The 19,649-nt window shown below is 64.3% G+C and carries 17 protein-coding genes and 1 pseudogene; 14 read left to right on the plus strand and 4 right to left on the minus strand.

Going from position 1 to position 19,649, the window contains the following annotated elements; translation table 11 throughout:
* Positions 1-55: 55 nt before the first annotated feature.
* On the minus strand, positions 56-1,000 hold the full coding sequence (locus tag P5W98_RS01745) for a LysR family transcriptional regulator (protein WP_434718182.1): 945 nt from the start codon (positions 998-1,000) through the stop codon (positions 56-58).
* Between the two features lie 120 nt (positions 1,001-1,120).
* Here P5W98_RS01745 and P5W98_RS01750 point away from each other — a divergent pair, with 120 nt between their 5' ends.
* From P5W98_RS01750 to P5W98_RS01780, 7 genes are all read left to right on the plus strand, one after another.
* The gene (locus tag P5W98_RS01750; RefSeq protein WP_421042602.1) at positions 1,121-1,729 is read left to right on the plus strand and encodes an amidohydrolase family protein; all 609 of its coding nucleotides are present in this window, start codon (positions 1,121-1,123) and stop codon (positions 1,727-1,729) included.
* Complete coding sequence (locus tag P5W98_RS01755; protein WP_421042601.1) at positions 1,674-2,372, plus strand: amidohydrolase family protein; 699 nt, start codon at positions 1,674-1,676, stop codon at positions 2,370-2,372. Before P5W98_RS01750 ends, P5W98_RS01755 begins: the two co-directional genes overlap by 56 nt.
* The gene (locus tag P5W98_RS01760; protein WP_421042600.1) at positions 2,369-3,040 is read left to right on the plus strand and encodes a MarC family protein; all 672 of its coding nucleotides are present in this window, start codon (positions 2,369-2,371) and stop codon (positions 3,038-3,040) included. The genes P5W98_RS01755 and P5W98_RS01760 overlap by 4 nt, the downstream gene beginning before the upstream one ends.
* Before the next feature lie 230 nt (positions 3,041-3,270).
* Entirely contained in the window at positions 3,271-4,938 is a 1,668-nt protein-coding gene (gene hcp, locus P5W98_RS01765; RefSeq protein WP_434718183.1) for a hydroxylamine reductase, read from the plus strand.
* Positions 4,939-4,962: 24 nt separating this feature from the next.
* Positions 4,963-5,985, plus strand: a complete 1,023-nt coding sequence (locus tag P5W98_RS01770) for a 2Fe-2S iron-sulfur cluster binding domain-containing protein (protein ID WP_421042598.1) — start codon at positions 4,963-4,965, stop codon at positions 5,983-5,985.
* 123 nt (positions 5,986-6,108) lie between these two features.
* On the plus strand, positions 6,109-7,080 hold the full coding sequence (locus P5W98_RS01775; protein ID WP_421042597.1) for a threo-3-hydroxy-L-aspartate ammonia-lyase: 972 nt from the start codon (positions 6,109-6,111) through the stop codon (positions 7,078-7,080).
* 564 nt (positions 7,081-7,644) lie between these two features.
* Positions 7,645-8,751 carry a response regulator gene (locus tag P5W98_RS01780; RefSeq protein ID WP_434718184.1) on the plus strand — a complete coding sequence of 369 codons (1,107 nt, stop codon included), beginning with the start codon at positions 7,645-7,647 and terminating at the stop codon, positions 8,749-8,751.
* A 160-nt stretch (positions 8,752-8,911) separates the two neighbouring features.
* On the opposite strand, the gene P5W98_RS01785 is transcribed toward P5W98_RS01780, so the two are convergent.
* Positions 8,912-9,853, minus strand: a complete 942-nt coding sequence (locus P5W98_RS01785) for a LysR family transcriptional regulator (protein WP_434718185.1) — start codon at positions 9,851-9,853, stop codon at positions 8,912-8,914.
* Positions 9,854-10,333: 480 nt separating this feature from the next.
* Here P5W98_RS01785 and P5W98_RS01790 point away from each other — a divergent pair.
* The 5 genes and pseudogenes from P5W98_RS01790 (at position 10,334) to P5W98_RS01810 (ending at position 15,098) form a co-directional block, all read left to right on the plus strand.
* Positions 10,334-11,458, plus strand: a pseudogene (locus P5W98_RS01790) (porin).
* Between the two features lie 288 nt (positions 11,459-11,746).
* Complete coding sequence (locus P5W98_RS01795; RefSeq protein ID WP_421073476.1) at positions 11,747-11,959, plus strand: hypothetical protein; 213 nt, start codon at positions 11,747-11,749, stop codon at positions 11,957-11,959.
* Between the two features lie 15 nt (positions 11,960-11,974).
* Positions 11,975-13,348 carry a group II intron reverse transcriptase/maturase gene (gene ltrA / locus P5W98_RS01800; protein ID WP_421073477.1) on the plus strand — a complete coding sequence of 458 codons (1,374 nt, stop codon included), beginning with the start codon at positions 11,975-11,977 and terminating at the stop codon, positions 13,346-13,348.
* Positions 13,349-13,565: 217 nt separating this feature from the next.
* Positions 13,566-14,000 (plus strand): CHRD domain-containing protein, encoded by a 435-nt coding sequence (locus P5W98_RS01805; RefSeq protein ID WP_421042594.1) that lies wholly within the window; start codon positions 13,566-13,568, stop codon positions 13,998-14,000.
* Between the two features lie 51 nt (positions 14,001-14,051).
* Positions 14,052-15,098: an alpha/beta hydrolase gene (locus P5W98_RS01810; RefSeq protein ID WP_421022962.1), complete on the plus strand. Its 1,047-nt coding sequence runs from the start codon at positions 14,052-14,054 to the stop codon at positions 15,096-15,098.
* On the opposite strand, the gene P5W98_RS01815 is transcribed toward P5W98_RS01810, so the two are convergent.
* Entirely contained in the window at positions 15,068-15,961 is an 894-nt protein-coding gene (locus tag P5W98_RS01815; RefSeq protein ID WP_421042593.1) for an EcsC family protein, read from the minus strand. The two genes, P5W98_RS01810 and P5W98_RS01815, sit on opposite strands and share 31 nt — an antisense overlap.
* 107 nt (positions 15,962-16,068) lie before the next feature.
* Between P5W98_RS01815 and P5W98_RS01820 the strand changes: the two genes are divergently transcribed.
* Together P5W98_RS01820 and P5W98_RS01825 are read left to right on the plus strand one after the other, a co-directional pair.
* A complete protein-coding gene (locus tag P5W98_RS01820) occupies positions 16,069-17,664 on the plus strand; it encodes an MDR family MFS transporter (protein ID WP_421042592.1) in 1,596 nt (531 codons plus the stop codon).
* Between the two features lie 89 nt (positions 17,665-17,753).
* The gene (locus tag P5W98_RS01825) at positions 17,754-18,215 is read left to right on the plus strand and encodes a MarR family winged helix-turn-helix transcriptional regulator (RefSeq protein WP_421022965.1); all 462 of its coding nucleotides are present in this window, start codon (positions 17,754-17,756) and stop codon (positions 18,213-18,215) included.
* 87 nt (positions 18,216-18,302) lie between these two features.
* Here the strand turns inward: P5W98_RS01825 and P5W98_RS01830 are convergent, their stop codons facing one another.
* A complete protein-coding gene (locus P5W98_RS01830; RefSeq protein WP_421042591.1) occupies positions 18,303-19,589 on the minus strand; it encodes an amino acid deaminase in 1,287 nt (428 codons plus the stop codon).
* Positions 19,590-19,649 lie beyond the last annotated feature (60 nt).

The raw sequence follows: 19,649 nt of genomic DNA on the forward strand, positions 1-19,649 counted from the left end.
TCGTGCGGGGGTTTTTATTTGCGGTGTGCGTGCAGGCGGGGGCCGGCGTTGCTGCCTATGCCTGCCGCCCCCGCAACTGCCGTGTCAACAGCCGCTGCAACGCTTGCGCGCTCTCGGGCAACGCCCGCCCGGGCCGCACGAGCAACTGCATCTGCGCGCGTCGCGCTAGCGCGTGTGCGACAGGCAGAGCCGCGAGCTTGCCCTGATCCAGTTCGTTTTGCACCGCAAAAGCGGGTAGCACGGTTACGCCGAGACTGGCGACAACAAAGTTCTGTAACCCGATCAGATGATTGGTCTCGAGCAGCAACTGGAACGTGCAGGCTTCTTCCCGCTCGATTTGCTGCATGATTTTTCGCGTGCCATAAGCGGACCCAGCCAACGCAAAAGCATACGGCAGCAGCGCGTCGACGCAGACTTCCCGCAGGCTGGCCAGCGCATGGCCCGGTGGAACGACGGCGCACATCGGCCGGGTCACGCTGATGGCCTTTTTCACTTGCGCCAGACGCGTATCGAGCGGCGGCCCGTAGGTAATGCCCAAATGAATGGCGTCCTGTTCGAGCCATTGCACGATGTCGTCCATGCCGCCCAGCCGCAGCGATACGGTAAGCGCGGGGTGCCGCTCATGCAGACGATAGAGCGCGTCGCGCATGAGGCCGCCAGCGAGCCCCTGTACCAGGCCGATCTCGACATGGCCGTCGTCGCCGGCTTGCAAGCCGGCCAGGCGGGCGGCCAGGGTTTCTCGCCGGGCGATGTAGCCGGTGTAGTAGTCGAGCAGAAGCTTGCCGGCTTCGGTGGGTTTGATGACGCGCCGGTCAGGCTCCAGCAGGGGCATGCGTGCCGAGTGTTCGAGTTGCGCCAGTTGCCGGCTGACTGACGACGGCGCGACACCGAGATGGTCGGCGGCTTTGCGCACACCCGCGCGACTCACGACCTCGTGAAGGTAGCGAAGTCGGCCAATCGTGATGTCATCCATATTCGGCTGGCCAGAGCAGGATTTCATTGCATACCTCCGAGGCTGTTGTCTTCGACGCAACGAGACCGCGCGGACGATGTTATTGAGGCGCGCCCGGCCGGGAATTAGCCTGAAAGTCCTGTGTCGAGCTTTGGAGTCCATCACGCCATGTCACGCATCGTTTTCCGCAATGCACGGTTGTTCGACAGTGCAGAGGCCACGCTCAAGCCCCATGCGACGGTCGTCGTCGAAGATGAAAAGATCGAGGCGGTGTCATTCTCGTCGCCTCCCATGCCCGCCTTGCACGACGACCAGGTTTTCGACCTGGACGGCCGCGTGCTGCTACCCGGCTTGATCGACGCGCATGTCCACGTTACTGCGACCGTGTCGGACTTCTTTCAGCTCACGTTGATTCCACAATCATTGATCACGGCCCAAACGAAGGACGTGCTCGATGCGATGCTTTCGCGTGGCTTCACGACCGTGCGCGATGCGGGCGGCGCCGACAGCGGCCTCGTGCGCGCCGTCGAAAACGGTCATTTCGCCGGGCCGCGCCTGTACATTGCGGGCCGCGCCATTTCGCAGACCGGCGGCCATGGCGACCCGCGTCCGGAGTTTTTCCAGGGAATGCGTTGCGTGTGCTGCGGCGCGCTCGGCCTGCTGGGCCATGTCGCCGATGGCGTTCCCGCCGTGCGGCGCGCCGTGCGCGAGGAAATTCGCAATGGCGCGCACCATATCAAGGTCATGGCTGGCGGGGGGCGCTTCCGCGCCGAATGATCCGCTCGATGGCACGCAGTTCTCCATCGAGGAGATGCGGGCGATCGTCGAGGAGGCGCGGGCCGCGAAGACTTATGTCATGGCGCATGCCTATTCGCCCGAGGCGATTCAGCGCGCGGTGCAGTGCGGGGTGCGCTCGATCGAGCACGGCAATCTGATCGACGAGAACACGGCGCGCATGATGGTGGATCATGACGCTTGTCGCGTGCCCACGCTTTCCACGTATGCGGCCATCACGCGTCGCGGCAAGGCGCTGGGCTGGTCCGACGCCATGCTGCACAAGACGGCCATCGTGACGGATCAGGGCCTCCATGCGCTGAAAATCGCCCAGGACGCCGGCGTCAAAATCGGTCTTGGGACCGACCTGCTGGGCGACATGATGGTCGATCAACTCGAAGAGCTGACCTTGCGCGAACGCGTCATGTCACCAGCACAGATTCTCAGGAGCGCCACCGCCGTCAACGCCGGGATCATGGGGCTTGCGGGCCAGGTGGGGGAGATCGTGCCCGGTGCGTTTGCCGATCTGCTCGCGCTCGACGGCAATCCGCTGGATGGCCTCGTGCTCCTTCAGGACGAGAAAAAGCGGCTCGCCGTCATGAAAGGCGGCCGGTTTCACGTCAACCGCCTCCCTTGCGCCTCATGACTAACGTCGTCTCGCAGATCCTGTTTGGATTTACCGGTCTGATCGCCATCATCAATCCGCTCGGCATGGCCTTTGTCTTTCTCGATCGCACGCAATCGCTGAGCGACGATGGCCGCGTAAAGCTCGCGAGGCGAGTGGCGATCAATTCGATGATTGTGCTGCTCGTCACGTTTTTCGTGGGCACGCGCATCCTGAACTTCTTCGGGATATCGATGGCGGCATTGCGCATTGGCGGCGGCCTGACGGTGACCGTGAGCGGCTGGCAGATGCTCAATGCGCTCGACATCCCCCCTGACGATGCCGTTCAGGCGCGACCGATCGCAGCCGCCAGTCCGCTGGACAAGGCGTTCTTCCCGCTCACGATGCCATTGACCATTGGCCCGGGAACGATTGCCACCGCCATCGCGCTGAACGCGAGGTACTCGCGGCAACTGGAGGACTTCTTGCTGAGCAGCCTGATTTCGGTGGTTGTGGCGGTGCTGGTGGCCGGCGTGATCTGGCAGCTTTTCGGTCGCGCGGGGTGGTTCGCGCGGCACTTGGGCATTGAGGGAACGCGTATCGCCGAGCGCATCTCGGCCTTTCTGCTGCTGTGCATCGGTGTGCAGATCATGCTGACTGGATTCTCCGAATTCTTGCAGCCCATATTCAAACTATCGCCAGGGTCTTGATGCACAGACGCCGCGCTGCGCACAGCAGCTGCGGCGTTTTTGCACACCCAGATGGTTCTATGACAGACCTGTTTTTTTGATCTACATCACGGCAGAACTTTCTCGCCGGAGTGACCATTTAAAAGATGCTTCAAATTTGCATCTTACAAGGCCCTTCATCGCGATCTGACAGTCGATACATTCCATCGACATCGCACCAGCGCCGTCACCCACAAGAAAAGGAGAAAGCCGTGTTTTGCTATCAATGTGAACAGACCGACCGCAGCAACGCAACGCCAGGTTGCGCGTCGGCAAAGGGCAACTGCGGCAAGGACGCCACCACGGCGGACCTGCAAGACCTGCTGATCCACGCGGCCAAGGGCATCGCCCAGTACAACGCGCTCGCGCGCGGCGTCGGCAGCGCCGACCGCGAAGCCGACCGCTTCATCCTCTACGCCATGTTCACGACGCTGACCAATGTGAACTTCAATGCGGCGCGCTTCCTGGGAATGCTGCGCGAAGCCGCACAGCATCGCGACCGCGTGAAGCAGGCCTACGAGACGCAGGCCTCTGCGCAAGGCGTGGCGGTGCAGGAGCCGGCCGGCCCGGCGCGCTGGCAACCTGGCGCGAACATCGCGGAGTTGCAGGCGCAATCAAGGCTCGTGGGCGTGAATGCGGGGCTCGACACGCTGGGCGCCGACATCGTCGGCCTGCGCGCACTGGTGCTCTACGGCTTGAAGGGCGTTTGCGCCTATGCGCATCACGCCCGCGTGCTCGGCTACGAAAGCGAAGAAGTGTATGCAGGGGTGGAAGCCGCGCTCGAATTCCTCGCGCGCGAGCCCGAGGAGGCCAGCGAACTGCTCGAGCATTCGCTCGCGCTCGGCAGCCTGAACCTCAAGGTGATGGAATTGCTCGACGCCGCCAATACGGGCCGCTTCGGCAACCAGCAGGCCACGGTCGTGCGCATGACGCCGGTGGCGGGCAAGGCGATCCTCGTTTCCGGCCACGATTTGGGCGACCTCGAAGCCTTGCTCGAAGCCACCAGGGATAGCGGCGTGCAGATCTACACGCACGGCGAGATGCTGCCCGCGCACGCCTATCCGAAGCTCAAGGCCTACTCGCACCTCGCCGGCAACTACGGCGGCGCGTGGCAGGACCAGCAGGCGGATTTCGCAAACTTTCCCGGCCCCGTGCTGATGACCTCGAACTGCCTGATCGAGCCGCTGCCGCAATACCGTCAACGCGTCTTCACGACCGGTCCGGTGGGCTGGCCCGGCGTGCGCCATCTCGAACATGGCGCGTATGCGCCGCTCGTGCAGGCGGCGCTCGCCTTGCCCGGCTTTCACGAGACGGCGCCCGAGGAAACCATCACGATCGGCTTTGCTCGCCATACCGTGCTCGGCGTGGCTGACAAGGTAATCGACGCCGTGAAGGCCGGCCAGATCCGCCACTTCTTTTTGATCGGCGGTTGCGACGGCGCAGCGCCCGGCCGCAACTATTACACCGACTTCGCCGAGGCCGCGCCCGACGACACCGTCGTCATGACGCTGGGCTGCAACAAGTACCGCTTCAACCGGCACGCGTTCGGCGACATCGACGGCATTCCGCGTCTGCTCGACCTCGGTCAGTGCAACGATAGCTATTCGGCCATCCGCATTGCCGTCGCGCTTGCAGACGCTTTCGAGTGCGGCGTGAACGACCTGCCGCTCTCGCTCGTGATCTCGTGGTTCGAGCAGAAGGCCGCCGCGGTGCTGCTGACGCTGCTCTCGCTCGGTATTCGCAACATCCGCCTGGGACCGACCTTGCCGGCTTTCCTCACGCCGGGCGTGCTGCAGATCCTCGTCGAGCAGTTCGGGATTCAGCCGATCGGCGACGCGCACGCCGATCTTGCCGCCGCGCTCGAACGCAAGGCAGCGTAAAAACGCATCGGCGCTGAGGCATTCATGAGCTATCGAATCGAAATCACCACGCGCGACGGCCAGGCGTTCGCTTTTGCCTGCGAGCCGGAGCAGGACGTGCTGGCTGCGGCCGCGGCTGCGCAGATCACGCTGCCGTCGCAGTGCCGGCGCGGCAGTTGCGGCGCGTGCCATGCGAGCGTGGCCGAAGGCGACTACACGCTCGGCGCGCACAGTGTCGATGCGCTGCCGCCAGCCGATCCGCGCGCGGTCTTGCTGTGCTGCACGACGCCGCGCAGCGACTTGAGCATTGCCGCGCCCTATGACGGCACGAAGGTACTGTTGCAGCCTGTCGCCGTGCGTGGTGCGCGCATCGCCGCACTGGAGACGCTCGCGGACGATACGCTCCGCCTCGAACTGCGTCTCCAACCCGACGACGCCCACGGCAGCGCCGCCGAGTTCGAAGCGGGGCAATTCGTCGAACTGGAGCTGCCTGAAAGCGGCGTGCGCCGGCCGTTCTCGCTCGCCAACACGAGCAACTGGGATGGGCGGCTCGAGCTGCTGATCCGCCTGCGTCCTGAAGGCGTGTTTTCGTCATACCTGCGCGAGCGTGCCCAGGTGGGCGACGCGCTCACCGTGCATGGGCCGCAGGGCGGCTTCGGCCTCTTTGCGGAAAGCCTGCGCCCGCGCTGGTTCGTGGCGGGCGGCACGGGGCTCGCGCCGGTGCTCTCGATGCTGCGCCGCATGGCCGAGTTTCAGGAAATGAACGACGCGCGGCTGTTCTTCGGCGTGAACCGTGAGAGCGAGCTCTTCATGGCCGAAGAACTCGGGCGGCTGCAGGCGGAGCTTGCGCAATTGCACGTCGAACTATGCGTGCGCGAGGGCGGCTCGGCGTGGCGAGGCTTTCATGGCACGCCGGTCGAGGCGCTGCAAGTCGCGCTCGCATCGGCTGACGAGCCGCCCGATCTTTATGTCTGTGGCCCGCCCGGCATGGTGAGTGCCGCACAAGCAGTGGCGGCAGCGGCAGGCGTGCCTGCCGCGCAATTTGCCAGCGAACGCTTTGCGGTCTGACGCTCGGCCTCGTGTCTTGCCTTGAACCTCGCCCGTGGGCGAGGTTTTTTTTATCATGGCAGTTTCGCTGCCCCGCGAGGCGCATTCCGCCGCCTGCTCCCACCTACCCAATGAGCACCGACCATGAGCACACTGCCGATTTCCTTTGATGACGTGGCCGCCGCGCACGAGCGTATCCGCGGCGTCGCGCACCGCACGCCTGTGCTGACCTCGCGCACGGCGAACGCGCTCGCGGACGCGGAGCTGTTCTTCAAGTGCGAGAACCTCCAGCGCATGGGCGCGTTCAAGTTCCGCGGCGCCTATAACGCCATTGCGCAGTTCACGCCGGAGCAGAAGGCGGGCGGGGTGATCACGTTTTCGTCGGGCAATCATGCACAGGCGATCGCGCTCTCGGCGCAGCTGCTGGGCGTGAAGGCCGTGATCGTGATGCCGCAGGACGCGCCTGCGGTGAAGGTGGAGGCAACGCGCGGCTATGGCGGCGAAGTCGTTTTCTACGACCGCTATACCGAGGACCGCGAAGCACTCGGCCAGCGTCTTGCCGCCGAGCGCGGCCTCACGCTCATTCCGCCTTACGACCACCCGCACGTGATGGCGGGGCAGGGCACCGCGGCGAAGGAGCTATTCGAGGACGCGGGCGAGCTCGACGTGCTGCTCACGCCGCTTGGCGGCGGCGGGCTGCTCTCGGGCTGCGCAACGTCGGCGCATGCGCTCGCGCCGCGCTGCACGGTGATCGGCGTCGAGCCCGAGGCGGGCAACGACGGCCAGCGCAGCCTGCAGGCGGGCTCGATCGTCCACATCGACACGCCCAGGACCATTGCCGACGGTGCCCAGACGCAGCATCTGGGCGGCTATACGTTCGCGGTGATCCGCGAGCGCGTGAGCGAGATCGTGACCGTGAGCGACGCGGAACTCGTCGAGACGATGAAGTTTTTCGCGAGCCGCATGAAGCTCGTGGTCGAGCCCACGGGTTGCCTCGCGGCGGCGGCGGTCCTGCACCGCAAGGTGGACGCGCGCGGCAAGCGCATGGGTATCGTGATCTCGGGCGGCAATGTCGATCTGCTGCGCTTCGCGGCACTGACGGGCGCAGCGTCGTGATCGGGCGCCACGCGGCTGCGTGCTAGCCGAGCAACGCCGCGAGCGCGGCGCGTGCGTTGGCCACGTGCGCGCTCTCGCCTGGGCGTCCCGGCAACAGATGGAAGTCGGCCCTCGGCAGCCCGGGCAGGCCGAACGACGCCGGACAGGCCACCAGCCCCTAGCCGATCGCCGATTCGTTCAAGTACGAAATCCCCAGGCCCGCGTGCAGCGCGAGCTGCAGACCGGCGACCCCCGACGCCGAATGGGAAATCAGAAACGGGATGCGCGCGTTTGAGCAGCTTCAGCACATAGCGCTGCAACTGGCACGTAGACAGCAACAGCGCGAGCGGCCAGGGCGGGGCGAACGTGGCGTGCTCGCGCAGCGTCTCGCGTGCGCCAACCCACAGCAGCTTCTCGCGCCACAACGCTGAATGTTTGCGCACGGGCGTGCTTGCCCTGGCGCGCTTGCCGCGCGTGTCCACCATGCGCAGCGAAAGGCCGATGTCGAAAACATTTTCATCAGCACGGGTTTCGATCACGGCGCTCGGCAATACCGTCACATGAAGGCGCAGGCGCGTCGATCTTGTGTTTGTCGCGGAGGCGCTCGCGGGCGTGTTCGACGGGCTGGGCGTGCCGGTCGTCCGTCTGACCGAGAATCCCAAGCCGAGCGGCTACCGGGTGGTGGAGAGTGGTGTGCGGGTGAGCGTCAATCCGCTTTCGTGGCGCGGTCTGGGCGCCGCTTGTGCGATGGCGCTCACCGGTCTGCCCGCGGTCGCTGTGCGGCCCGCGCCGGCGGCGGAAACGGTGCTCGCGGCGCCCGATCGCGAGAAGGAGCGCGCGGCAGGGCGTCTGATTCTCGTCGCCGAGGACCATCCGGTGAATCAGGAGCTGATCCGCCATCAGCTCGCGCTGCTCGGCTTTGCATGCGACGTGGTCGACGACGGTGCGCAGGCGCTCGAGGCGCTGGAGAAGGAGTGCTACGGTTGTTTGATAACCGATTGCCATATGCCGAATGTATCGGGCTATGACCTTGCGCGGCGGATACGCGAGATCGAAGCGGCCGAGGCGCGCAAGAAAGGCAAGGCTGCGGGCGCGACGCCACGTCTGCCGATTCTCGCCATCACGGCGAACACCGCGCCCGAAAACTTGCGGCTGTGCCGCGAGGCCGGCATGGACGAGTGCCTCATCAAGCCCACGCGTGTCGCGACGCTGCGCGACCAGCTCGCGCGCTGGTTCGGCGCGGAGAACGCGCTGCGTGTCGCGCAGGAGCAAGCCGCGCCGTGTCCGCGCGCCGGCTCCGGAACGCGCGACGATGCCGCCATGTCGGACGAGGCCGGTGAAGCGGGCGTGGCCGAGCCGCTCGATCTCGCGCATATGATCGAGGTGTGGGGCAGCGAGGCGACGGTGAAGACGTTGCTGGGCTCGTTCGTCAGCGCGATGCGCGACGATCTGGATTTGCTGCCGGAGTTGCTGAAGGACATCGACATCGCGCGCCTGCGCGAATGGCATCACCGGCTCGCGGGTGCGGTGGGCGTGCTGCACTATCCTGCACTGCTCGCGGTGCTCGAAACCTGGCGCGCTCACATGAACACGCATACGTCGGAGCAATTGCGCGAGGAAGGGTTCGCGCTCATCCGCACCTGCCACGCGATGCTCGACGGCATCGAGCAGCAGGCTGCGTTGCTCGCCTGAGCGCTCCGCCTGCGCACGGACCGGGCCACGGGCGGAAAGCCGGCGAAAAAAAACGCGGCCGAAGCCGCGTTCAAGGTTGGAGACCCTTCGATGAAGAGTCACTTCTCGCAAGAGAAAGCATAGTTCGCGTGCCGCCAGAAATCGAGATAAAAGCGATCAATTATTTATTGCCGGATATCTCGGTAATCGTCTGGCGAGAAGCGTCCTGGCCGCGAAACCACTCGACGGTGAAGTCCACGAACGTTCGCGTTTTCGCGGGGATGTGACGTCGCCCGGGATAGACGAGCGAGAGTTCCTTATCGGCGTCGCGGATCTGGTAGTCGTCGAGCACGCGCACGAGCGTGCCCAGCGCGAGATCGGTGTCCACCTGGTTTGCCGGCAGGATCGTGATGCCCATCCCCGCGAGAGCCGCCTGACGGAGCATCACCGAATTGTTGACGGCATAGGCCGGCTCGATCCGCACCGCCTCACGCACGCCATCGGCGCTCGCGAACTGCCATTCGTTGCCGTGAATGTCGATGGACGGCGCAAGCAGCGTATGGTGCGTGAGTTCTGCGGGATGCCGCGGTGCGCGGCGGCCGTCGAGATAGGCGGGCGAGGCGACCGCAACCGGCGTGACCGAAACGAGCGGACGCCGGATCAGTGTGCCGCCGCTGACCTGGCGCGGCGCGACACTGCCCACGTCGAAGCCTTCTTCGATGAGATCGACGGGGCGGTGCAACAGCGTGAGCGTAAGCCGGACCTGTGTGAATTCGGCGAGATACTGCTTGAGCAGTGGCGTGAGGTCATGCAGCGAGAACGAGGCGTGCGCGACCACGCGCAGTGTGCCCGAGGGCACAGACACGCCATGCGCGATCTGCGTTTCGACGCGCTCCAGGTCCTCGAGCATATGACGGCACGCCTGGGCATACGCGTTTCCTGCCTCGGTCAGCGAAATGCTGCGCGTATTGCGGTTGATGAGGCGGGTGTGAAGATGCGCCTCGAGCAGTGCGACATAGCGCGTGACAACGGCGTTCGAAAGATCGAGGCTTGCCGCAGCGCGACCGAACGAGCCGTGTTCGGCGACGCTCACGAATACGCGCATCGCCTGAAGCTGATTCATGGTTTTGGGTCGCATTGACATGGGGCTGACGGGATTGGCTGCGTTGAAGCGATGTTTTCCTGCGTACACATGAGGCTCGGCGCAGGACTGCGACGCGAGCGTTGCCGGATAGTACCGACAGGGCTATGCCCTAAGGAATGAGACTGTTCCTAAACCGTTAATTGTCTTGAATTAATTATGTTGCCGGGCGGCAACGTTATATCGGGATAGTGTGTGATCAATTCTCGCGCGCATGAATTCAAGATTAAGCGCGTGCATTGAGTGGCAAGCGATTGCGGCGAGCGTCACGGCAGTATTCGACTTCTTCAAAAAAAACTTTTTCCTTGGATCGGGATGGCTGGCTTGAAAGTGACGCCCATAAACTTTGGGCTGCGTATCAATGCGGCACTAACGTTTGCGGTGCTGCGGGATCAAGCGAGCCGGCGTATTGCCGGCGACGGCGTCTATTTTTGCCGAAAGGCTTTGCAACTAAGGAAGCATATGAAAAAGAGTCTGGCTATCGCGGCCGCAGTTGCCGCGACTTTCGCATCGGCGTCGTACGCGCAAAGCAGCGTGACGCTCTACGGCATCGTCGATGCCGGCTTCGTCTACACGACCAACGTGGATGGCAACACCAAATACGCTCTGGGCAGCGGCAACATTCAGCAGAGCCGTTGGGGCCTGCGTGGCACGGAAGATCTCGGTGGCGGCCTGAAGACGATCTTCACCCTCGAAAGCGGCATTAACGTAGCGAACGGCCGTTAGGCAAATAACAGCAGCCTGTTCAACCGTCAGGCTTTCGTCGGTCTCACGCAGGATCAGTACGGCACGCTGACGTTCGGCCGCCAGTACGACTCCGTGGTCGACTACCTTGGCCCGCTCATGGCTGTCGGCACATGGGGCGGCACGTACACGGCACACGTGGGCGACAACGACAACGGCAATGCCACGTTCTCGCTGAACAACGCGATCAAGTACACCAGCCCAAATCTCTCGGGTTTCCAGTTCGGTGGCGCGTACGCGTTCTCTAACCAGGCAGGCTTCGCGAACAACCGCGCGTATAGCGCCGGCATGAGCTACGCCAACAGCGGCCTGCGCGTCGCTGCGGCTTACCTGCAGGCCAACAACACGGGCACCTTGAACAATCCCAATGGTGCGGTCACGAACGACCAGTTCGGCCTGTTCGGCAGCGCCCAGCGCGCGCGCGTTTGGGGCGGTGGCGTGAGCTATACCTATGGTCCTGCTGTCGGTGGCGTGGTGTTCACGCAATCGCGCCTGAACGGCTTGAACGACAACCTGTCGATCCGCTACAACAACATCGAAGCCAACGTGCATTACAACCTGACGCCGGCACTTGGCATCGGCGCGATGTACACCTATACCAACGCGAACGGTTCGATCCTCTCCAACGCGGGCGGTGGTCAAACCGCGCACTGGAACCAGTTCGGCTTGCAAGCCGACTACGCGCTCTCGAAGCGCACGGACGTGTACCTCGAGGGCGTGGGCGTTTGGGGTGCCGGTCAGGCTGCGGTGGGCATCACGCAGGTGGGCTACCAGGGGGCGGACAACTACTCGTCGTCGAAGAATCAGGGTATCGTCACGACCGGTATCCGTCACCGCTTCTAATGATGCGGGCGGCCCGGCTTCCGGCCGGGCTGCAGAACCCATTACGAAGAAAAGCAGTAGAAGGTAGTACTTGGGTTAAGAGCGCCGCTCGCGGCGCTCTTTTTTTGGTGTGCCGAGCATGCACAACAGCTTGGGGGTGAAAGTCCCCTGTCCAGCCTGATGGGGCGAAGGACTAGTGAAACGCAAGGGCGTCGTCGCGAGGCGGGGTCTGAAGGAAGCGTGTAGCAAAGCCACGACCTGACGAACAGAAACCTGATATGAGGCCTACCCGGTCGGACGAGCGAGCCAATGATCGCGAAGTCCTCCACCATCAAAGGCTGGGGTGGTAAATCAGGCGGGTGTGTGGTGAAGGCGGTTGAGCTTACCCCGGGAGGCCTGCCCGGTGTCCTGGAATCAGGACTGAACAGCTCGCAAGGGCTGTTGATCGCCGTGCAGGAGTCAGCAGCGGGCATATTAGGGCGGCGACGCCTGAAGGCCCAAACGGAGAGGAGCGGCGAGTAAGCCGGAGAACTCGACATGGGAGCGCAGCAGAAAACGCATCGCGTCCTTGATAGCGGAAGAAGGGGTGAAGCTCCGGTGGCTGCTGATCGAGGGGCTGAACCTATGACGGCGAACCCCGAGCCTGAAAGCCCGTCGGCTTGTGACCGACTGATGGAAGAAGTCTGCGAAAGGGAGAACCTGAAGCAGGCGTTGAAGCGTGTGAAAGCGAACAAGGGCGCACCGGGTGTGGACGGCATGACAGTTCAGGCATTACCGGCGTACCTGCGGGAGCATTGGCCGACGATACGGGCCTCACTGCTCGAAGGCACCTACCAACCCCAACCTGTGAGACGGGTCGAGATACCCAAGCCGGACGGAGGAGGCGTGCGCAAGCTCGGCATTCCTTCTGCGCTCGACCGGCTCGTTCAGCAGGCGGTGTTGCAGGTGCTGCAAAGGCAGTGGGACCCGACGTTCTCGGACTCCAGTTACGGATTTCGTCCGGGACGCTCGGCACATCAGGCCGTGGCGCGCGCGCAGGGCTACATCCAGGCGGGACACCGCTGGGTGGTAGACCTGGATTTGGCGCAGTTCTTTGACCGCGTGAACCACGATATCCTGATGAGCCGGGTGGCAAAGCGGGTGAGCGACAGGCGCGTCCTGAAGCTGATCCGCTCGTTCCTGACGGCAGGCGTGATGGAGCACGGGCTGGTTGGTGCAACGGACGAAGGTACGCCACAAGGCGGTCCCCTGTCGCCGCTGTTATCCAATCTGATGCTCGACGATCTTGACAAACTGCTTGAGCAACGCGGACTGCGGTTCGTGAGGTACGCCGACGATTGTAACGTCTACGTACGCAGCGAACGCGCTGGCCAGCGAGTGATGATGGGTCTCAAAACCTTCCTCACTGGCAAGCTCAAGCTGACGGTCAACGAAGCGAAAAGCGCGGTCGCGCCACCACACACGCGGAAGTTTCTGGGTTTTACCTTCTCGAACCGGGAACAGGTCAAACGGCGCATTGCACCCAAGGCACTGGCTCGCTTCAAGGAGAGGATCAGGGAACTGACACAGCGCACCCGAGGCGTCAGCGTCGACCAGATGATTGGTACGCTGAAGCGGTATCTCACGGGCTGGCGTGGCTACTTTGGTTTCTGCGAAACCCCAAGCGTGCTGAAGCGCCTCGATGAATGGATTCGTCGCCGTCTCCGCTGCTTCTTCTGGAAGCAATGGAAGCGTGGCCGGACCCGTTTCAAGGAATTGACTGCCCGCGGGGTTAGCCGTGATCTAGCCGCTCAGACCGTTGGATCGCCGCACAATGTATGGCGGCTTAGTTGCAGCCCCGCGCTGAGTCTCGCACTGCCAAACCGGTATCTACGTTCTCTTGGACTTCCCTCGGTCGGCCCAGTCGGCTAACCGATCCGAGCCGCCGTGTACGGACCCGTACGCACGGTGGCGTGGGAGGGGCCGGGCCGCGAGGCCTGCCCCTATCCCGATTCCCGCACTTTTCATTCCAGCGTTTTCATGGCTGTCGATCATGCCGGATCGGACGCCTTTTCCGGATTTGCTCTAGCATGTGACGAGGTGGCTGCCGCCTGATGGTGCAGCGCGCCACAACAAACGGAGAATTCCCATGAAAGCGCTTCGTCCGCTGCAGTTTGCTCTCGCCCTGTGTGTCCTTGCTTCCAGTGCCGCGTTTGCCGATACCATTGCGCTGAAGGCCGATCTCGAACCTTCCAGCGAAGTGCCACCGCGTGTGAGTCACGGCCACGGCATGCTCAATGCCACGTTCGACACCTCGACAAAATCGCTGAACTGGACCATCACTTACGAAGGCCTGTCGGGGCCGGTGACCGGTGCGCATTTCCATGGTCCCGCGCCCGTCGGCCAGAACGCGAACGTACAGGTGCCGATTCCGAAGGGTGAACTTGCCACTCCGATCAAGGGTTCCGCAACGCTCAACGAAAAGCAGGTCACCGATCTGATGGCCGGCCAGTGGTATTTCAACGTGCATACGCAACAGAACCCGTCCGGCGAAATTCGCGGGCAGGTGCTGCCGGCGAACTGAGCATCCGCTGGGTTGCGCGCGTAGTGAGCGCATTGCGAGGAGCCGTGCCCCATGAGTTTGCAAAGCAGGTTGATCTGCTGGTTCTTGCGCCGCAGCTTTCTTCCGGCGACGCGCGGCCCGATCGATGTCGCACGCGTGCGCGCACAAACCGCGAAACGCGTGTGGCTGCCTCAGGTCCCCAAGGGTTGGCAATTACGCGAGGAGTATCGGGCCGCCAGCGAGCGCAACGCAGCCGACGCGCCATCGAGTGGCGAATGGCTCGTGCGCGAGGGTGGGGCGCCGCGCACGATCCTCTATTTGCACGGTGGCGGTTATTACTTCTGCTCGCCGAAGACGCACCGTGCCATCACCTTCGGCCTCGCCACACGCGCCGAAGCCGACCTTTTTTCGCTCGACTATCGTCTTGCGCCCGAGCATCCGTTTCCGGCGGCACTGGTTGACGCAGTGGCTGCTTATCGGCGCTTGCTGGCTGACGGCGCGCGTGCCCAGTCGCTTGTGATCGCGGGCGATTCGGCGGGCGGCGGGCTCGCGCTCGCCACGCTCGTCGCATTGCGCGACGCCGGCAATCCGCTGCCGGCCGGCGCGGTGCTCTACTCGCCGTGGACCGATCTCGCCGTCACAGGCGCGTCGATACGCGAAAACGACGGGCGCGATCCCATGTTCTGCGGCGACGTGTTCGCGCGCGTTGCGCCACTTTACCTCGGCGAGACGAGCGCGACCGATCCCCATGCTTCGCCGCTTTACGCCGATCTCCACGGCTTGCCGCCGCTCTTCATGCTGGCGGGCAGCACCGAGACGCTGCTCGACGACACGCGCCGGGTGGCGGAACGCGCACAGGCTGCCGGCGTGAGTGTCGAGTGCAAGATCGGGCGCGGTCTACCGCATGTCTGGCCGATTTACGCGCCGTTCATGCCCGAGGCGCGGCGTGCGCTCGACGAGACCGCGCGCTTCGTGAAGCGCGTGACGACGGCCGACGACACCGCCCGTGCGCAGAAGAGCGCACACATGCAAACGGAGCCTGGGGCGGGGGCGCAATTGAGCACACCACCGGGCGCGCATCGAGCGGCTCAATCGAGCGTGACGTCGATCTCTTCGTAGGCCGCGCGGACGGTGGCTTCGCCGTAGCGCCGCTCGAGCCTGCGCACGGTGAAATGGCCGTGTGCGACGTTCTGGAAGTGATCGATGAACACGGTGTTCACCATGGCGCCGAGCACCGCGCCGATGGCCGGAATCGATTTCGCGGCCACCTGTTCGCTGACCTGCACGGAAAAGCGCGCGGCCACGGTCTGCATGAGCTTGAGCAGCGCAGTCGAGCCGTGCGCGGCGAAGCCCTTGGTCGCCATTTCCGACGACGCTTTCGATACCGCCTGCGCCAGCGCGCCGCGCACGATGAAGTAGCCGAAATCGGCTTCGTCGTCGGCGGCCGAGCGTCCGCCCATGCCGAACACGGTCAGGCACTGGAGTTGAGTGTCGGCGTTCGCGAGGTCTTCGCCTTCGCTGCGCGCGACGTCGCAAATCGAGCGGAACATTAACGTCGTCGTGACGGGTAGCTCCACCGGCAACGCGAACAGGCCGAACGCGCCGCCCGCCGCGCCCGTCGTGGCGACCGCGAACTTGTGCAGCAGGTTGCTCGGCTTCGCGCCCAGTGGGCCTGCGTGCTGTGCGATTGTTGTGGCGATTGATGTCGATTCAGCGGCTGAGCTTGCATCGGCGATCCCGGGCGCCCGCTCGCCCGGTTTGCCAAGTGTCTTGAGCGCCAGCTGCAGGCATTTGCGCAGCGCTGCCTGGGTGGCGTCGTTGACCTTGTCGTTGGCCACGGCGGGCAGCTTAGCGATCAGTTTCTCGACCGGCGCACCGACGATCGCGGCGAGCTTCATGCCGAGCGGCGGCGTTTCCAGTTCGTGCTTCGCGCGCTTGAGCGCGGCAAGATCGGCTTCGGAAAAATCAGAATACGGCCCCATAAATCTCCCGGAAAACGGTTCGGCAAGCGCTCCTCGACGCCCAGTGTAGAGGATCGCATCGTGCTATGATTTCAATTCTTGACGTATCAATCATTGCGGGATCAAAAATGGCCGTCCGTACTGCCGCCCATCATTCGAGCGGGCAGGTGCTGCCGTTCCGGGAGTCGCTGCTGGCGATGCTCGGCATCTCCTTTGTGAGCATGCTGGTTGCACTGGACCAGACCGTCGTTGGCACGGCGCTGCCCACCATCGTCGCCGAACTGCGCGGCTTCGAGCTTTACGCGTGGGTCGCCACGTCCTATCTGCTCACCTCTGTCATCACCGTCCCTATTTTTGGTCGGCTCGGCGACTATTACGGGCGCAAGCCATTCGTGATCGCGTCGATCGTCGTCTTCACCGGCGCCTCGGTTCTGTGCGGCGCGGCCAACAGCATGATGTTCCTCGTGCTCGCGCGCGGCCTGCAGGGCATCGGCGGCGGCATGCTGGTGGGCACGGCGTTCGCGTGCATTCCCGATCTCTTTCCTGATTCGGTCGTGCGCCTGAAATGGCAGGTGCTGATGAGTTCGGCGTTCGGCATCGCCAACGCGGTGGGGCCTTCGCTCGGCGGCTTTCTCACGCAGTATTACGGCTGGCGTTCGGTGTTCTACGTGAACCTGCCGGTCGGGCTGCTTTCGCTGTTCTTCGTCTGGCGCTATCTGCCGCATTTGCGCCATGTCGTGCACAAGGAGCGCATGCGGCTCGATTGGCCAGGCGCGCTGCTGATCGCCGTGACGCTCGGCAGCCTGCAACTGTTCGTCGAGCGGCTGCCCGCGCACGGCGTGACGTTTTCCGCGCTGGGCCTGCTCGTGCTGGCCGCGGCCTCGGGCTGGGCGCTGTGGCAGTGGGAGCGGCGCTGCCCGCAGGCGATCCTGCCCGTCGACATGTTCCGCAACGCGAGCCTCAACGCGCTCTTCAAGCTGGCGGTGCTGGGCGGCTTCACCATGTTCTCGCTGCTGTTCTATGCGCCGCTGCTGTTCCAGGGCGGCTTCGGCATGACGCCGAACGAGGCGGGCATGGTCATCACGCCGCTCGTGGTGTTCATCACGATCGGCAGCATCGCGAACGGACGCGTCGTGTCGCGCATCCGCAATCCGAACCGGATGCTCTACATCGGCTTTGGGATGCTCGCGTTCGCCTGCTTTGCGGTCGCCCTGGCGTCGCACAACACGCCGCGCGTGCTCTTGATGGCGCTGATGATCGTGGGCGGCATCGGGCTCGGCTTCGTGATGCCGAATCTCACCGTGTTCGCGCAGCAGACCGCGGGCCGCGAGCATCTGGGCATTGCCACGGCGCTGCTGCAGTCGTTGCGCATGATCGGCGGGATGTTCGGCACCGCGCTGACCGGCACGATGGTCACCCAGCTTTACAAGGGCGGCGTGCACAAGGCACTGGACGCCGATCACGCGACGCACTGGTTCGCCCAGCTCGCCGACCCGCAGATCCTCATCAACCGCGACGCACAGCACGTGCTGATTGGCGAACTCGCCAAGGCCGGGCACAATGGCGCGCCGTTGCTGGAGGCCGCGCGCGAGGCGCTGGTGGGCGCGATTCATCTGGGGATTGCGGTGGCTGCAGTGATCGCGCTGGTGTCGATCTGGCAGACGCGGCGCGTGCCGCCCATCAGGCTTCAGCGCAAGATCGAGCCCGTGATCCACGCCGACTGAGGGCTGGCGATGCGTCGGGACGCAGAACAAGGCAGTGAGGCACGCACGGCTCGCCGCCAGAGACAGGAAGACAGGCAGGAACACACAGCATGGAAACACAGGATCGCGTCGCCATCGTCCAGCAGTTCGGACGGACCTACCGCACGTTCATGTCCGCGTTCGAGGCGCAGGTGGGGCATCCGCTGCCGCGCTGGCGCATTTTGATGGCGCTGCATGAGCAGAATGGCGAGTCGTCGCAGAAGCGGCTCGTCGAGCGTCTGCGCGTGGACCCGGGCGCGCTCACGCGGCAATTGAAGCCGCTTGAGGCGCTGGGCTGGATCGCGCGCAGCGCCGACGCGCGCGACAACCGCATTACCAATGTGCAGCTCACCCAGGCGGGGCACGATGCTGTCGAGGCGAGTCTGCCGCGGCGCAACGCGTTCCTGAACCAGACGATGTCGTTGCCTGACGATGCGCTCACGGCGCTGTCGAGCGCACTGCGGATGATGGAAGAACGGATTAGCGTGGCAGTGGCGCAAGCCGAGGCCGCCGAAGCGAAGGAAGGCGCTTGAGTCGAGCGCTCAAGTCATCGGCCATCAGCCGGCCAGGCTGCAAGCGCCTGGCCGCCGTGGGCCGGGGTGAATCGAACCGCAGAACGATCAGAAGAACGTTTCGATCACTTCCGTCACGCGATATTGCCCGTCGACCATCAGCACCTGGCGCCACCGGTCGAACGTGAGGCAGGGGTGCGAAATGTCGAAGCCGATCATGTCGCCGACCTTGATGTCCGCGCCGCCCGGAATCTGCAGATAGGCGTGCTGATCCATCATCTGGAAGATTTCCCAGCCCTCGTTCGCGGCGATTTCGCGCGGCATGCTTGCGCCATCGCGTGAAGGACGATAGTGGCGCGTCGGCTCTGGAAAGCCTGCGTCGAAGGCGGCGTCGCGTTTGCCGAAGCCGATGATCGCGCGCCCCGGCTCCGGAATCGACTGGACATAGGCCCACAACTGCAGCGCCGGCAGCAGCGCCACGCCCATCTCCCGCGCGACCGGATTGCGCGTGAGGATCTGCGACTGCGCCTGCTTGTAGACGCCCACGTCGTGCGTGAGATAGCAGCCGGGGCGCAGCACGACGTCGATCGTGCCGGCCTGCGAGGCTTTCGCGAATTCCTCGGCCACCACGTCGTACCATGCGGATCCCGCGCCCGAAAGCAGTGCCGGCGAACGCGAAAAGCGGCCGGCGGCGGCGAGTTCCTCGGTTACGTTGAGCGCGTCGCGCAGGAAGGTGCGCACCTCGCTCTCTTCTTTGAGGATGCCCTCGTAGATCTCCACGCCCGCGAGCTTGAGCGAATCCGGATAGCGCGCGATCGTGTCGATCACGGCGCGGCGCGAGTCCGCGTCGCGCACGCCGGTGCGTCCGCGCGGCACGCCCAGTTCGAGCAGCACTTGCAGCGTGCGATGCGAGGCGCGGAAGAATTCGCCCAGTTGCTCGACGCCTTCCACCGTGTCCACGAGGCAGAAAAACTCGAAATCGGGATCGCTCAGCAATTCGGCGATGATCGCCATGTTGTGACGGCCCACGAGCTGATTCGCCATCAGCACGCGCGAGATGCCGCCGCGATACGCGGCGCGCGTCTGATGCGCCGTGGCGAGCGTGATACCCCACGCGCCCGTTTCCATCTGGCGGCGAAACAGTTGCGGCGCCATCGTGGTCTTGCCGTGCGGCGCGAGCTTCACGCCGTAGCGCGTGACGAAGTCCTGCATCCACTTGAGGTTGTGCTCGACGCGGTCCGCATACAGGACCGCGGCCGGCAAGCTCACGTCCTCGGCGAGCAGATTCCATTCGAGGCGCGCAGCGTCGCCCAGCGGCACGCTTGCGCCCGGCAGGTTGCCAAGGCCCTTGCTGTTCGGGTCGATCGCTGCACTCTGATAGTTTGTAACTTTCATTTCCGTTCGCTCCATCTACGGTCCGTTGCGCCGGTCCGCAAGGAAACCGTGCATGCCTTG

This window comes from Paraburkholderia sp. A1BS-2L (assembly GCF_051125205.1).
Lineage (GTDB): Bacteria > Pseudomonadota > Gammaproteobacteria > Burkholderiales > Burkholderiaceae > Paraburkholderia.

Bases quoted from the DNA above. Each gene is read 5' to 3' on its own strand.
- ltrA (WP_421073477.1), top strand. From the start codon at position 11,975: ATGGGAGCGCAGCAGAAAACGCATCGCGTCCTTGATAGCGGAAGAAGG.
- P5W98_RS01770 (WP_421042598.1), top strand. From the start codon at position 4,963: ATGAGCTATCGAATCGAAATCACCACGCGCGACGGCCAGGCGTTCGCT.
- P5W98_RS01825 (WP_421022965.1), top strand. From the start codon at position 17,754: ATGGAAACACAGGATCGCGTCGCCATCGTCCAGCAGTTCGGACGGACC.
- P5W98_RS01815 (WP_421042593.1), bottom strand. From the start codon at position 15,961: ATGGGGCCGTATTCTGATTTTTCCGAAGCCGATCTTGCCGCGCTCAAG.
- P5W98_RS01820 (WP_421042592.1), top strand. From the start codon at position 16,069: ATGGCCGTCCGTACTGCCGCCCATCATTCGAGCGGGCAGGTGCTGCCG.
- P5W98_RS01785 (WP_434718185.1), bottom strand. From the start codon at position 9,853: ATGAATCAGCTTCAGGCGATGCGCGTATTCGTGAGCGTCGCCGAACAC.
- P5W98_RS01805 (WP_421042594.1), top strand. From the start codon at position 13,566: ATGAAAGCGCTTCGTCCGCTGCAGTTTGCTCTCGCCCTGTGTGTCCTT.
- P5W98_RS01810 (WP_421022962.1), top strand. From the start codon at position 14,052: ATGAGTTTGCAAAGCAGGTTGATCTGCTGGTTCTTGCGCCGCAGCTTT.
- P5W98_RS01760 (WP_421042600.1), top strand. From the start codon at position 2,369: ATGACTAACGTCGTCTCGCAGATCCTGTTTGGATTTACCGGTCTGATC.
- P5W98_RS01745 (WP_434718182.1), bottom strand. From the start codon at position 1,000: ATGAAATCCTGCTCTGGCCAGCCGAATATGGATGACATCACGATTGGC.
- P5W98_RS01830 (WP_421042591.1), bottom strand. From the start codon at position 19,589: ATGAAAGTTACAAACTATCAGAGTGCAGCGATCGACCCGAACAGCAAG.
- P5W98_RS01750 (WP_421042602.1), top strand. From the start codon at position 1,121: ATGTCACGCATCGTTTTCCGCAATGCACGGTTGTTCGACAGTGCAGAG.
- P5W98_RS01755 (WP_421042601.1), top strand. From the start codon at position 1,674: ATGGCGCGCACCATATCAAGGTCATGGCTGGCGGGGGGCGCTTCCGCG.
- P5W98_RS01775 (WP_421042597.1), top strand. From the start codon at position 6,109: ATGAGCACACTGCCGATTTCCTTTGATGACGTGGCCGCCGCGCACGAG.
- P5W98_RS01795 (WP_421073476.1), top strand. From the start codon at position 11,747: ATGATCGCGAAGTCCTCCACCATCAAAGGCTGGGGTGGTAAATCAGGC.